We start from the raw sequence: 14965 nt of genomic DNA, 5'->3' as shown, positions 1-14965 counted from the left end.
TGTACACCCAAGAAATATCCACAAAAATATAAAAAAATAATTTATTTTAAAATATCGTCCATGTAAGATTCGAATTGGGCGGTATTTTTTTGTTCCATTTTCTTTGATACGTGAGAGTATACATCAGCAATAATTTGATAACCTCCATGTCCTAAACGTTCTTGTACATATTTCATATCTGCCCCAGATTCTAACAATAATACAGCATGTGTGTGACGTAAAGAGTGAATCGGTAAAGGTGTAACTCGACTAATTCGGATTCAAAAAAGTTGAAATTAAAGAGGTATTTCAATGAATAAAACACAGAACTTTATTGAAACAAAAGAATATAAGAGATTTGCAGAATTCTGTGATGCATATATCAAATATAAATACATCGGCATTTGTTAAGGGCTTTATATAAAATAAAGAATCAAGGGGAAGAAGAATATTATCCCCACGATTCTTATGAAGATATCGACCGGATTATTATGGACGAAATTGACCGGCTAAAATTACAGCCTATAGAACAACTTCGGGACATCTATGATAAAAATGACATAGCGATGATATTCATTGGAATGCCTGGTATTGAGAAGCGATTGGTACGATATCCTCAGCTCTTCTCTAGAATTGGTTTTGCACATGAATTTGATAACCTTAGCAAAGATGAAACGAATCATATTTTGGAATATAAATGGGGAGAATTAGGTCTTTCCATAAAACTTGAAGACTTTTCCGATTACGAAGCAATCACCAGCAGTATTAAGATTACCAATGGAAACTTTAGGCTTATACAGAGACTTTTCATGCAGATTGATCGATACTCGAAATTAATAACCTCCAAACTATAAAAACTGAAGTTGTCGAAGCTACACGAGACATTTTAGTTATCGGTTTCAAATAAACTATTGGAAAGCCATCATTAAAAGATGGTTTTTTATTGTACACCTAACGTGCAAAATATCGCCTTATAAAGATGCAAAATAACATTGAAAGTGACAATATACCAGTAAAATCAAGGTATTGGCTAGTGTCATAAATAGGTGTGCTTTTAATGAAATATGGATATGCGAGGGTGTTTACTACACATCAAGATTTAGAATCACAATTGCAGCGATTAGATCAAGAAGGTTATGAAGTAATTTTTAAAGATAAGTTTACTGGAACTAAAAAAGATCGACCTGAGTTTAATAAGTTGCTAGATACGTTACAAGTAGGAGATACATTAACAGTGACAAAACTAGATCGTTTTGCACGTTCAACAGTAGATGGAATCAACACTATTAAAGGTTTGTTTGAAAAGGGTGTAAAAGTCCACGTGCTGAATATGGGACTTGTGGAAGATACACCAACAGGGCGACTAATTTTTAATGTTATGAGTGCCTTTGCATAATTTGAACGTGATATGATTGTAGAACGTACGCAAGAAGGAAAAGCAATCGCTAAACAGCGTGATGATTTTAGAGAAGGTAGACCTAAAAAATTTAAAAGAGAACAAATTGAACTTGCTCTATCGCTTTTAAATAGCCATTCTTATAAAGAGGTTGAGAGAAAGACTGGTATTTCGAAAAGTACTCTTATACGAGCGAAAAGGAAACATAATCATACACATGTAGCTTTGAAATAAATTCAATAATTTAAAAGGTAAGTCAATGGTTTGAATGTAGGAAAAGATACCTTTTCTTACATTCATTAAAAATGCCTAATTTAAAGGCCCTACTGCAAGTTAAGTTCTTTTAGTTTTAATGCAATATAAATACAATTGTGTTGTATTAAATAGCTAAAAAAGGGTTATTTACGCTTTTACGCAATACAATTTGCCTGAAACACAAAAAACTAATGCAACACAACTCTTAACGTACGTTTATCGCGTTTTGCTGGCGGTATCCCTATTGGAAAGAGAATCTGGCACACCATCGTCAATTATTGAGTGCCAAGCAGCTTTTGCATATTAAAGGTTGGTAGGAGTTATATGCCAAAGTCTAAATAATAACGGTACTTACTTCCAACATAATAACACTCTGTATATTCAAAAAAGTTCTTACTTTTTTGAGAAGTAAAGCGTACCCGTTTAAGAATAGGGTCAGTTTCTTTTACTTTTAGTAACTTTTGCAATTCTCTTGTTGCCGGGATCGCTTCAATATATTCTCTTTCTTGATTGGCAACAATACCTAACGTACGTAGATAGTCATAGAAGGAACCGTAATAATCCTTAGATTTTAAGGAATATTCTTTTTTATAGGATAGATACGTTTTAAAATAGACGAAAACATCCTTTCCATCACCACGAACTCTTTTAAGAATGAATATTTCTTCTCCTACTTTGATATTAAGAAACTTTGCCACCTTTGGATCTGCATGTGAATGTTCTACTTCTGCAAAAACAGTTGTCGCATTTTTCCCTTGTTCTTGCAATTCTTGCGTAAACCCTTTAATAATTGTTGCATATTCATCCTTGTTTGGTGCCATTTCTTTTACAAATGTTCCAATTGCACGTTTGCGATATAATAAGTTTTCGCGTACCAAATCACCGATGGCTTTTCTGATAGTAATCCGACTAACATGGTAATGCTCACACAATTCCATTTCAGTAGGAATACGTTGGCCCTCTGCCCACTTTTCTGTTTGTATATTTAAACGTAATTGATCTGCTATTTGAGCATAGAGTGGATAGGCTGTTTGCTTCTTAAGCATCATTTTCCTCCCTTTAAATTATCTTTGTAATAATATTATAACATATACTATAACAATAGCCTATAAACATTGGTTTAAGCGCTTTTTAAAAAGACAATTTAGCTAGGTTAGCTATGCTATAATTATCATTAAGATAAAATAATAACTTGAGGAGGAAAACGCATTATATATAACTTTCAACCAGATATAAAGATAAATAATGTATGTAAGGCTTGTTCCGGTCATTCAGAAGTTACCAGAGAGTTGAACAATAAGATTGATACGCTAAAGGCTAATGTTATAACAATAGAATGTTATCCGACAATTAATGAAGAAGAATTAATGAATAAAATAATTGCTCCTTTAAATCCATCCCTGATGATTGATGCAAGCGAATTGTTTTATGGTGTAAAAAAAATCAATAATATGATTGAAAGAAATATAACAGATGATCGCATTTTTGGTTTAATGAGTCATCATTCATTAAGTGATTTCATTGATCCGCAGCATGCTAATATTTTGGAGAAGGAGATCAATTTAAAACTCCACAATAATGAAAGGGTGATCATATATGGTGTAGGGGCTAGCTTAGTATATCCAGCAGATCTATTAATCTATGCTGATTTATCTAGATGGGAAGTTCAAACAAGATATCGTTCAGGGAAATATAGCAATTGGCAGGCGGATAATGCTGGTGAGGATTCTTTACGAATGATTAAAAGAGGCTATTTCTTTGAGTGGCGTGTGGCTGATAAATTAAAAAAAGTATTATTTAACAAAATTGATTACTTTTTAGATACTCATATAGAAGGGAAGCCAAAGTTAATCGATGGTAAAAGTTATAAAGAAGCAATGAGCCAAATTACTAAACAGCCATTTTCTTTGGTGCCATTCTTTGATCCCGGTATTTGGGGGGGCAACTGGATGCAGGAAAAATTTAATTTTCGTAGAGAAGAGATAAATTTAGCTTGGAGTTTTAATGGGGTGCCAGAAGAGAACAGTTTAATTTTAAATTTTGATGGGGTAAAAATGGAAGTGCCAGCTAATAACCTTGTATTCACTCAACCGCTAGCTTTATTAGGGGAGAGAGTCTGTGGTCGTTTTGGGGCGGAATTTCCTATCAGATTTAATTTCCTGGATACAATTGGTGGATCCAATCTAAGTTTACAAGTTCATCCAAAGACGGATTATGTTCAAGAAGTATTTGGGGCAAATTATACGCAAGATGAAAGTTATTACATACTAGAAGCACATGATCATGCGAAAATTTATTTAGGTGTAAAAAATGGTGTAGGTAAAGAAGAGCTAATGACTCAATTAAAAATAGCAGCAAATGGGGAAGGAACTTTTCCAGATAAGGAATTGATTTATCAACAAGTAGTAAAAAAACATGATCATTATTCGATTCCTGGTGGGACCATTCATTCAAGTGGCGCCAATTCAGTTGTTCTAGAAATTAGTTCCACACCAAATCGTTATACATTTAAACTATGGGATTGGGATCGGGTGGATCTGGATGGCCTGCCAAGACCTGTCCATTTAAATCATGGTGAACCTAATATTGATATAACAAGAGATGAGGACTGGGTAAAAAAAGAACTGGTTAATCCTTTTGAGGTCATTAATGAAGCGCCTGGTTGGCAAGAGGAACGTACTGGTTTACACGAATCCGAATTTATCGAAACAAGACGCCATACTTTTTCTGTACCAGTCATGCATGAAAATCACGGTAGTGTTAACGTTTTTAATCTTGTTGAAGGGGAAGAAGCGATTGTTGAAAGTATGGACCATTCATTTGCCCCTTTTATCGTTCACTATGCACAAACATTTATTATTCCTGAACAGATAAAAGAATATAAAATTAGTCCTTACGGAAAAAGCTTGGGTCAGACAATTATGACTATTAAAGCATTCGTACGTTAAATAGGAGGAAGATTGGTTGTTCAAACAATATTATTTATGCTTAGATATTGGTGGTACTGAAATTGGGGTGAATTTATTAAATAGTGATAAAAAACCTTTTTACCCCGAGAATATTTGTTACGAATCAAAAGCAAAGAAAGATCAAAATAGCATCTTACAGCATTTTAGAAATATTATTACTGAACACCTCCAATTTTCCAACATGAATGATGCTGAATTATTAGGGATTGGAGTTGCTATTCCAGGACCTTTTGATTATGAAAATGGCATTAGTTTAATGCGGGGAATTAGGAAGTATGATGCTATATATAAAATCAATCTAAAAGAATTGATGATTCAGTGGATTGTTGAGTTAGGTTTTAATGATACAACGCCGCTGATCTTTGAAAATGATGCGACTAGTTTTGCCAAAGGTGAATATTATTACGGTGTTGCAAAGGGAATGAATAAAGGTATGTTTATCACATTAGGAACCGGGTGCGGCTCAACATTTATTGAGAATGCTTTGATTGTCAAAAATAAATATGGTTTAAATCAAACAGGAATGATCTACGATGCACCTTTCCTGACTGGGACTATTGATGAGTATCTGTCAGCAAAGGGACTAAAGGATGTTGCTAAAGCAAATAATTTGATGATTCCGGATGGCTATCAACTCTTTTTAGCTGCTGAAAAAGGTGACATGATGGCTCGAAAAACTTTTAAACAATTTGGAAAACAAATTGCGCGTGGACTTAGTCCATTTATTCTATCATTTGAACCGGATATCTTAGTTCTTGGTGGTCAAATCAGTCAGAGCTTAAAATGGATGATTGCAGGTATGCATGAACAGTTAACAAAAGATGGTGAAAAACTGCCACTAATTTATAAAACATCTGATACTAGTTTAGCAACGTTAAAAGGTTTGGTCCAAGCCTTAGAAAGTAATAATAAAATTTAATAAGGGGCGGTATTATGAAAAAAAAGTGGAAAATCTATTTAATCCATCATTCGCATACGGATATTGGGTATACCGAACGCCAAGAAAAAATTGAACGTTTTCATGTGGATTATATAAAAAGGGTAATTCATATTTTAGATGACATTACGACGGGTAAAAAACCGGACTGGGCAGGTTATAAATATACTTGTGAGAACTATTGGCAAGTGGAACAGTTTTTGAGGAGCAGTACTAAAGAAGAACAAGAGAAGTTTGAATATTATGTTCATGAAGGCTTGATTGACATTTCCTTAACTTATTTAAATTTAACGGAGTTAGTTGACAAAGATGTTTTAGCCAAAAAGTTAAGTGATGGACGTAACTATGCTAGTAGGAAAAAAATGAAACTAAATTCTGCTATGACTGCTGATATTAATGGTTATTCTTGGGGTTATGCTGAGACCATGTATCAAAACGGGATTACAAACTTCTTCTCATGTTTACATACACATCATGGAATGTTTCCTTTATATAAAAAACAAACACCGTTCTGGTGGGAAACACCAAAAGGTCATAAAGTTTTAGTATGGAATGGTGATCATTACCAATTGGGCAACGAATTTATGTTACTACCTAATACGAATATATCTTATCAAATTCGTGACGAGTTTACTGGTGATTGGGATAAAGATCAATTTGAAATTACAGAAGAAAGGGTTTTCAGATACGTTAAAAACCTAGAAACAGAAGGCTATCCATACTTATTTGTACCTGCAATGATTTCCGGCGTGATGACTGACAATGCCCCGCCAAATCCTAGAATGATGGAAATTATTCATCGTTTTAATGAGAAACACGGGGAGGAAATTGAGTTTGAAGTGGTCACATTAAATCATTTCTTCGAGATTCTGCGCAATGAAACAGTTGATATACCTACTTATGCTGGTGATTGGCCTGACTGGTGGGCTGATGGAGTCGGTTCGACACCTGCACCGACGAAGATTTACCGAGATGCCCAGCGGAAATATCAATTATCCAAAAAACTGGACCCTAATATGCAACTAGGTAATCCAAGTTTTTTTTCAGAGGCTGAGCATCAATTGATGATGTATGCAGAACATACTTGGGGCTACTCATCATCGGTAGGTGAACCTTGGAACACTTTAGTAAATGATTTAGATTATCGCAAAGGTGCATATGCAGTAAACGCAAACTCACTTATTTCACGAAATCTAGATGAAGTATTGGCTAATTTAGGAGAAGAATCATTACAGGCAAGCCGTGAGAAGTACTTTAAGGTTATTAACCCGCATGAGCGTCCAGTTACTGACTATACTAAAGTTCATATTAAGCATTGGGAAGATGTGGATGGTGAATATTTTCATTTCAAACGAGACGGATTTATAGAGGTCGTAGATTGTCAAAAAAACGAAATCCTAGTGTCGCAAGTTGTGATGATTCCAGGTGGAAATGATATTGAATTTAAGATTTCATTAGCTGCTAAGGAAGAACGCTTAGTTATAATCCGCCAAATAGTTGAGAAACCAGCCGGTGGGACGGAATCTAACCATGCCTATCGTGGAAATGATGGTGTGTCTGATTTAGCTCCTTATCCTGGTTGCCATCAATTGAAGAATCATCATGTTGTTGAAACAGATCACTACCGTATTATTTTTAATGACACAACAGGGATTGAACAAATGATTGCTAAAGCAACAGGTGCAAACATGATCCACCCTAATGCGGTTCATGCCCCATTTACGGGTGTATATGAAAAAACACCGATTACAACAGATGCTTGCCAAGAACGACGCAGAATGGGTAGAAACCGTAAAGGTCGTATTACCGAGCGTGATGTCGCTAAATTGGTTGCCATTGATCAAGTGGCTGATGGTGCGCTTTATACGACAATTAAGATGGAATTTGCCTTAAAAGGTACAAACATGTATGTGGTGATGCTAAAGGTTTATAAAGAATTACCGAAGATTGCCGTAACTGTTCGGATTCAGAAACAAAATGAGTGGGCACCGGAAAATTTATACATTCCACTGCCGTTTGGTGATGGTCAAAATCATGAACTATATGGTGAAAAATCAGGGTCTATTTTTAGACCAGCGATTGACCAAATTCCTGGAAGCAATATTGACTTTTATTTATTACAAAATGGCATGGTCTTTAAAAATAAAGACCAAAACTTGATGGTTGCCCTAAAAGATAATCCATTAATTACCTTGGGAACTTTAGCGCATCATGAGATTGAGTTAAGCAGTGAGCGAACACAGGCTAAAAATAAAGATCTTATTTATTCATGGGTTATGAATAACTTCTGGGAAACGAATTTCAAAGTTGATTTATCTGGCTTTTATGAGTTTGACTACCAGTTATATCTTTCAGTAGATAATGAAACACCAGAAGCATTAATTGAAAAATGTCAGGAGTTAAATGAAGGTTTGATTACTTTTGCATATAATCCAAAAGAAAATGAAGTTAAATAAAGGGAGGAGCGGTAGGCGATGAAAAAGAAATTACATGTAGTCTTCAAAACCCATTTGGATATTGGTTTTACCGATCTTGCAGAAAAAGTAACAATCAAGTATTTGGATGACTTTATTCCTCGAGCTTTAACAATTGGAGAAGCATTGCCAAAAAAATTTGTTTGGACTACAGGGTCATGGCTGATTGATTTTTATCTCAACCATCCAGAGGTGACGAAAAAAGATAAAAAAAGAATGGAACAGGCAATTAAAAATGGCATAATTAAGTGGCATGGCTTACCTGTAACGATCCATACAGAACTGATGGACCGTCGCTTGTTTGAGTATGGTTTATCGATTTCCAATGCGCTTGATTTAAAATATAATCAACAAACAATCGCGGCGAAAATGACGGATGTACCCGGACATTCGATTGCCATTGTTCCGTTAATGGCACAAGCAGGTTTGAAGTATTTACACATTGGGGTGAATGCCAGTTCTGCGATTCCAAACGTATCGGAAATGTTTGTTTGGCGTGCGAAAGATGGATCGGAAGTTATTGTCCATTATGCACAAGATTATGGGGAAACATTTATGCATGATGGTTGGCAAGATATGCTGTATTTTGCCCATAGTCATGATAATCAAGGACCACCTAAAGATGCCGCAGAAGTGACTGAACTTTTTGCTGAATTAGCGGAAGAATACCCTGGTGTAGAGGTGGTTGCATCAAGCCTAGATGAGTTTGCTAAAGCGGCCTGGGTTAAAAAAGATACCTTACCAGTTATTGAAGAAGAAATTGCTGATAGCTGGATTCATGGGGTTGCTTCTGATCCGAAGAAAGTCGCAGATTATAAAATCCTTTTAGATTTACGTGATACATGGATAGAAAGTGGTGCGATGGCGATTGATAGTCAGGAGTACAGAGACTTCTCAGAACAATTAATGTTAATTGCAGAACATACTTGGGGTGGTAATGGCAATGTCTTTTTACCAGATTATCGGAATTACCGACTAGCTGATTTTAAGAAGGCCAGAGAAAAAGATAAAATCACTTTTAATCATAATCGCAATACCATGGATTTTGCTGATCTAATGGCTCTAATTAGCACCAATATCGATAATAAAGCAGATGCTAATCGTAGGTCATACCGTTTATATGAAGCCACTTGGGAAGAACAAAGGGATTATGTGAATAAGGCGATAACTGCTTTAAGTAATGGGCATCGCAAAGAAGCCCTTGAAGCAGTTGATAACAAACGTACAGTAATTAAGCCATTAGAAAACATCACAGAAGATGTTGTGCCAGGTAAAACGTATCAATTTGATGGAATAAGCCTAGTATTTTCGACAACAGGGGGTCTAAATCAATTAGAAATTAACGGACATAACTTGCTAAAGGATGGAAAAGAATTTGGTAAACTATCTTATGAACGCTTTGATTTTGCGAACTATAACAATTATTTAAGTAAGTATAGTCGTTTAACTAACCGAACATCCAGTTGGGCTTTGGTTGATTTTGCGAAGCGTGGTATCGAAGCTTATCAAGAAATTAGACACGAAGTTTTAGTTCCATCAATTGAACAATCTAGCATTAAATGTAAAGGCAAAGCGGTTGAAGTTAATTTTGATTTAGTTTTTAAAGCACATGAACAAGAACAATGGGGCGTACCTAAAAAAGTAAGACTAACATATCAAATCAACTTAATAATGAAAGAAATAGCTGGAAGTCTTAAGTGGAATGACAAACAGGCAAATCGAATGCCTGAAGCCTACTGGTTAGAGACTAGTTTGACAGTGGCCAATCCTTATCGTTGGAAAATGTCAAAGCTAAATGAAAAACTTTCACCATATAACGTGGTAGCGAATGGGAATCGAAATATTCATGCTTTAACAAAAGAAGGATTAACCTATCAAGGAATTGAAGGAAACCTAACGATTAATAGCTTTGATGCACCTTTGTTCTCTTTTGGTCGTCGTGGTTTACTTAATTTTGACAATCAACAACCGTCATTAAATGATGGAATTTATGTGAATCTCTACAATAATACGTGGGGGACCAATTTTCCAGCGTGGTTTGAAGATGATATGCTTTTCCGTTTTGGCGCTAAATTAGCTTGAGTTGGTTTAAGGGCATTTATCTTTTGGGAGATCATGCTCAGGAAATAAACCAGGAAGGTATCACCTGCTGCAATAATGGATGAACTTCAATATATTAGTGAAGGATATGTATCAGAGCTTGTTCACAACAGTTTAGAAAAGATAGATTATAAAGAACTTATAAATTACTATAAAATTAATCTGTTGGATGTTTAATAATAAAAGGAGGCCTTCAAAGAGTCCTCCTTTTATTATTTTATTTTAATTCACTACAGGTGCATAAGCATATTGAACTACAATTCAGGATCTCTACGATAAGAAAACTCCGTTACAGATTTTCCTGTAGTAATTGGAAGAGACTCACCATTTGGTACATAGTAATCTTCAGTTATTTCCCCATCTGAAACAATTGTAGTCTTACATATACCTCGTCATACTGATTCTCATTATAACGAGAAGTAGGTGGCCGAGTGCATATGTACCAAATGAAATAGATGCCGGGAAGACGTGTACACCGTTATAGTCGGTGTGTTCACCGATTAAGTTGATGCGGCCCGGGGCAAAAAAAGACCTTGGTATTTCGGTTGTGTTGAATTTTGTTTGAAATGCTTGTATTAGATTTGGTTTAGTCATGGGAACCTCCAGTGTGCGTTTTTGATATTTTTAAAAGTATTTTTAATAAATAAGTAAATATGTTAATATATTAGTTAATTAAATTAATTAAGTTTAGTTTACTATTGTTTGGAGAAATGTGCGATAGAGGGAAATGAATAAAATTGTGAGTTGACAAAATGAAAGTTAAAAATTGGTCGCTCTAGTAACACAGATACGAATCAATAACATATTGTCATTTGGAGGTCAATAATGAATACTGCTAAAGATTATCAATCGCTTTCAGTACTTGAAAGAAATCGTCTTATGGATCGATCCTATTTTATGTCTTATAACAATATTAATCATGCTTTATCCTATGAAAGGGGAAATTCGAATGGCTTTACCTCTCTGAATGGGATGTGGAAATTCTATTATGCAGAAACGCCTGAATTAAGTCCAAAATCTTTCTATAATATCAGCCATGATGTCAGTAGTTGGAACGATTTACAAGTTCCATCAAATTGGCAAATGAATGGTTACGGGAAGCCGCATTACACGAACGTTCAGTATCCCTTTCCTGTTGATCCGCCACATATTCCATCTGAAAACCCAACTGGCTCATATCGAAGAGACTTTTATGTAACCAAGGAACAGTTGGATGAATTGATGATTCTTCGCTTTGAAGGAGTAGATAGTTCTTTCCATGTTTGGATTAATGGTCAATTTGTGGGTTATAGAAATTGGGACTATCTGCAACGAAAAGCAGATTCATTTTCATTGCGACGCTGTACAAGGTGTCGGAAAGCTGCACATTGATGCTCAAGACTTAAATGTGGATACCTTGTCTGTCTCTGCACATAAGTTTTATGGGCCAAAAGGCATAGGTTGCTTGTACATAAAAGATCTAAATAAAATAAATCCACTTTTACATGGGGGTTCTCAGGAAAAAGGGCTAAGATCTGGGACCGAAAACGTTTCAGGGATTGTAGGTTTTGGTGTTGCCGCAAAAAACGCACTTAGGAATAAAGAAGAAAACCTTAATAAAATAAATGGATTAAGGAATCTTTTTTTAAAAGGTCTTTCAGAGAACTTAGTAGATTGGCAAATAAATGGGAACCGTTCTGTACCTTCCACATTAAGTATATCTTTCTCGGGGGTCAGGGGAGAAGCCCTTGCATTTGCACTTGATCAGCTTGGCGTGTGTGTTTCAGTTGCCTCGGCATGCAGTTCATCGTCATCTAAACTATCCCACGTGTTAGTATCCATGGGGAAATCAAAAGAAGAAATAAGAAGCACAATACGTGTGAGTATTGGTAAGCAGAATACTTCTGAGGAAATAACCACAGCTATCCAAGCTATTTCATCTACCGTTAATAAATTAAGATCATTTTCGAATACGTTCCGTACCGTAAAAGCCAATGCTAGTGGGAAATATTGACGAAATATACGAGTTCACATTGAGCGTCGTTTTCTAATCGGTGATTATATTACAAAAAAACTATGTAATGGTTTTTATCTTTTGTATTGAACAAATAAAAAATAACTTTGCCGTCATTTAGAAGATGATTTCCCATATTGAACAGGGGACATCTTCTTTTCTTTCTATTCATCTTTTTAATTTCGTCATAATCAGTTATGTATTGTGTAAAGCTGTTCAATTCTACTTAAACAGCTTTACTTAATTATCCTTTTACTTTAAGAAGGCGTAAGGCATTCAAAATCACGATAATTGCAGCCCCCGTATCACTTAGTACAGCTAACCAAAGTGTTAGCCAACCTGGAAATATGAGAACCAATGCTATAAATTTTACAATTAAGGAAAACCAGATATTTTGTTTTATAATCGCTAGTGCTTTTCTGCTTAACTTAATTGTATGTGGCAATTTTTCTAGGTTATCTGCCATTAAAATAATATCGGCAGTCTCCATTGCGGTATCAGTTCCCGCACCGCCCATAGCAATACCTAAATTTGCAGTGGCAAGTGCTGGTGCATCGTTTATGCCATCACCAACCATCGCAACCTTATGACCTTCATTTTGTAGTTGTTTAATTGCATCGACTTTATCCTCAGGCAATAGTTCTGCAAAATACCGATTTACATTTGCTTCTTTTGAAATCATTTTTGCAGTACCTTCATTATCACCAGTTAGCATTACAACTTGATTAACGCCAACCTGTTTCAAGCCATTCAGTGCCTTAACAGTAGTTGTTCGAATCGTATCAGAAACAGAGATCACACCCATTATTTCTATTTGTGTACCAATTATCACTACTGTTTTTCCTTGACTTTGTATCTCCTTTACCTGGGTCTTCACGTTACCCAGAGGTATATGCATATCTTCAAATAGTTTTAGATTACCAGCATAATGAATTTCTCCGTCAATTGTAGCTTTAACACCTTTACCGACTATACTTTTAAACAATTCACCATTCTTAGACTGAATCCCTTTGTCTTTCGCATATCCAACAATCGTTTTTGCTATAGGGTGTGTAGAGTAATCTTCTAATGTTAATGCAGTAGAAATTAATTCTTCCTCTGACACGGTTAATGCATTAATTTCGAAGACTTTTGGTTTTCCTTCGGTCAATGTTCCCGTTTTATCAAATGCTATCGCATTAATGGCGCCTGCCTTTTCTAAGAACGTCCCACCTTTTATTAATACACCGTTCTTTGCTGCATTTCCGATAGCTGAAACAATAGCAACAGGAGTAGAGATAACCAATGCACAAGGGCAAGCAACAACTAATAATGCAAGTCCTTTATAAACCCATTCCCCCCAAGTTCCAAAGCCTAAAAGTGGTGGTAGAACGATAACAACTAACGCTAAAACAAATACAATAGGTGTATAAATACTGGCAAACTTATCGATAAACGCTTGGGTGGGAGCCTTTTGTTCTTGTGCTTCTTCCACCAAATGAATGATTTTAGATATTGTCGTATCTTCTACTAACTTGGTGACTCTGATATCAATTGATCCATTTTCATTAATTGTGCCTGCATATACTGAATCTCCAATTAATTTATCTACTGGGATGGACTCTCCTGTTATAGGAGCTTGATTAACACTGGTTTCACCCTGGATGATTTCACCGTCTAATGGGATTCGGTCACCAGGTTTAATAACTACTGTTTCACCAACTGCAACATCTTCTACCTGCTTTTTAACTAATTCTGATCCAACTTTTATCCAAGCCTCTGATGGAGCTAAATCCATTAGATTACGAATAGACTTTCTTGTTTGTTCAATCGATCTATTTTGTAGTGCAGTACCTAATGCAAATAACCATACCACTGTTGCACCTTCGAACCATTCCCCAATTAACGCGGCTCCAATTGCCGCGGCAGACATGAGGACATTCATATCTAATGAACGACTTTTTATAGCGTAATAAGCGCTTTTTACAGGCTTAAATCCACTTATAACAATAGCAACTGCATACAAAATAGTTGTCAATATAGGAGAGATTCCATTGTAAGAACCAATAAAACCAAGAGCGATTAAAATACCAGTGAAGATAATTAATCCATATCCTTCTTTGTTTTTTGGTGTTTCCGTAGGTTTGCTACCATTTTCAAAAACAGAAGCCTTAAAACCAATCTTAGAAACTTCTGAAACGATTTCATCAACACTATTTTCATGTTCCACTTTCATCTTACCAGTTGAAAAATTAACGTTTACATTTTTAACTTTGGGGATTGTATTTAAATGATTTTCAATACTTTTAGCACAACTACCACAGTCCATTCCTTCAACACTATATGTTTTTACTTTTTTGTTTTGTTTCAGTGGTTCAGCCGTAAACCCTAGCTTTTGGACTGTATTTTCCACTTGATCGAAAGAAAGGCCATCATTACCGACTACTTGCAACTTGGCAGTGTTGTAATTTACCTTTACTTCTTTAATGTCATGTAACCCATTCAACCCTTTTTCTATCGTTAATGCACAAGAAGGGCAATCCATTCCGTGTATCCGATACTCCACTTTTTTACCTTCAGTAGATGTTGTATGATTAATTGGGCTTTCTTCCATTTTACTACTACAACAACTTGATTTCTCTGTACTTGTGCTTTGGTTTGTGTCTTCATCATTGCTACTGCAACAAGATGATACACTACCTGTTTTTTTTATATTTGTGGAATTCAAACTTTCGTCCGTACTACTACAACAGCTATCAATTTTTTCTACATTTGACCCTTCCACTTTTTCAGATTGACTGCTGCAACATCCTTTATTACTTTCAACCGTAATAAGTTCCTTTTCATTTGAACTACAACATTTATCTTCCATTATTACACCTT

At 35.5% G+C, this 14965-nt stretch carries 9 protein-coding genes and 3 pseudogenes; 8 read left to right on the top strand and 4 right to left on the bottom strand.

Annotated features, from left to right (window positions below; translation table 11 throughout):
* Window positions 1-41 precede the first annotated feature (41 nt).
* On the bottom strand, window positions 42-197 hold the full coding sequence (locus CFK40_RS11845; RefSeq protein WP_405196546.1) for an integrase: 156 nt from the start codon (window positions 195-197) through the stop codon (window positions 42-44).
* Between the two features lie 94 nt (window positions 198-291).
* Here CFK40_RS11845 and CFK40_RS11840 point away from each other — a divergent pair.
* Both CFK40_RS11840 and CFK40_RS11835 read left to right on the top strand, forming a co-directional pair.
* A pseudogene (locus CFK40_RS11840) lies at window positions 292-886 on the top strand (AAA family ATPase).
* A 150-nt stretch (window positions 887-1036) separates the two neighbouring features.
* Window positions 1037-1609: pseudogene (locus CFK40_RS11835) on the top strand (recombinase family protein).
* Between the two features lie 341 nt (window positions 1610-1950).
* Here the strand turns inward: CFK40_RS11835 and CFK40_RS11830 are convergent.
* Window positions 1951-2679 carry a GntR family transcriptional regulator gene (locus CFK40_RS11830; RefSeq protein WP_089532500.1) on the bottom strand — a complete coding sequence of 243 codons (729 nt, stop codon included), beginning with the start codon at window positions 2677-2679 and terminating at the stop codon, window positions 1951-1953.
* 240 nt (window positions 2680-2919) lie between these two features.
* On the opposite strand from CFK40_RS11830, the gene CFK40_RS11825 reads away from it, so the two are divergent.
* Genes CFK40_RS11825 through CFK40_RS11810 form a run of 4 tightly spaced genes read left to right on the top strand, consistent with a single transcriptional unit; the run spans window position 2920 to window position 10092 of the window.
* Window positions 2920-4578: a class I mannose-6-phosphate isomerase gene (locus CFK40_RS11825; protein ID WP_089532499.1), complete on the top strand. Its 1659-nt coding sequence runs from the start codon at window positions 2920-2922 to the stop codon at window positions 4576-4578.
* Between the two features lie 16 nt (window positions 4579-4594).
* On the top strand, window positions 4595-5518 hold the full coding sequence (locus CFK40_RS11820) for an ROK family protein (RefSeq protein WP_089532498.1): 924 nt from the start codon (window positions 4595-4597) through the stop codon (window positions 5516-5518).
* A 14-nt stretch (window positions 5519-5532) separates the two neighbouring features.
* Window positions 5533-7992 carry a glycoside hydrolase family 38 N-terminal domain-containing protein gene (locus tag CFK40_RS11815; RefSeq protein ID WP_089532497.1) on the top strand — a complete coding sequence of 820 codons (2460 nt, stop codon included), beginning with the start codon at window positions 5533-5535 and terminating at the stop codon, window positions 7990-7992.
* Window positions 7993-8010: 18 nt separating this feature from the next.
* A complete protein-coding gene (locus tag CFK40_RS11810; RefSeq protein WP_089532496.1) occupies window positions 8011-10092 on the top strand; it encodes a DUF5054 domain-containing protein in 2082 nt (693 codons plus the stop codon).
* A 444-nt stretch (window positions 10093-10536) separates the two neighbouring features.
* Here CFK40_RS11810 and CFK40_RS11805 read toward each other — a convergent pair.
* Window positions 10537-10704, bottom strand: a pseudogene (locus tag CFK40_RS11805) (galactokinase family protein); the annotation flags it as partial.
* Between the two features lie 231 nt (window positions 10705-10935).
* Between CFK40_RS11805 and CFK40_RS11800 the strand changes: the two are divergent.
* Window positions 10936-11481: a sugar-binding domain-containing protein gene (locus CFK40_RS11800; protein WP_089532495.1), complete on the top strand. Its 546-nt coding sequence runs from the start codon at window positions 10936-10938 to the stop codon at window positions 11479-11481.
* Entirely contained in the window at window positions 11369-12103 is a 735-nt protein-coding gene (locus CFK40_RS11795; RefSeq protein WP_089532494.1) for a cysteine desulfurase family protein, read from the top strand. Before CFK40_RS11800 ends, CFK40_RS11795 begins: the two co-directional genes overlap by 113 nt.
* A gap of 244 nt (window positions 12104-12347) precedes the next feature.
* Here the strand turns inward: CFK40_RS11795 and CFK40_RS11790 are convergent, their stop codons facing one another.
* Window positions 12348-14954, bottom strand: coding sequence for a heavy metal translocating P-type ATPase (locus CFK40_RS11790; protein ID WP_089532493.1), 2607 nt, complete (start codon window positions 14952-14954; stop codon window positions 12348-12350).
* Window positions 14955-14965: the final 11 nt, after the last annotated feature.

The organism is Virgibacillus necropolis (assembly GCF_002224365.1).
Lineage (GTDB): Bacteria > Bacillota > Bacilli > Bacillales > Amphibacillaceae > Virgibacillus_F > Virgibacillus_F necropolis.
Note: the sequence above shows the minus strand (reverse complement) of the source record. Positions and strands in the feature narration are given on the sequence as shown.

What these genes read in the sequence shown, in the direction of transcription:
- CFK40_RS11790 (WP_089532493.1), bottom strand. Translation starts at nt 14,954, where the DNA reads ATGGAAGATAAATGTTGTAGTTCAAATGAAAAGGAACTTATTACGGTT.
- CFK40_RS11830 (WP_089532500.1), bottom strand. Translation starts at nt 2,679, where the DNA reads ATGATGCTTAAGAAGCAAACAGCCTATCCACTCTATGCTCAAATAGCA.
- CFK40_RS11815 (WP_089532497.1), top strand. Translation starts at nt 5,533, where the DNA reads ATGAAAAAAAAGTGGAAAATCTATTTAATCCATCATTCGCATACGGAT.
- CFK40_RS11800 (WP_089532495.1), top strand. Translation starts at nt 10,936, where the DNA reads ATGAATACTGCTAAAGATTATCAATCGCTTTCAGTACTTGAAAGAAAT.
- CFK40_RS11795 (WP_089532494.1), top strand. Translation starts at nt 11,369, where the DNA reads ATGTTTGGATTAATGGTCAATTTGTGGGTTATAGAAATTGGGACTATC.
- CFK40_RS11810 (WP_089532496.1), top strand. Translation starts at nt 8,011, where the DNA reads ATGAAAAAGAAATTACATGTAGTCTTCAAAACCCATTTGGATATTGGT.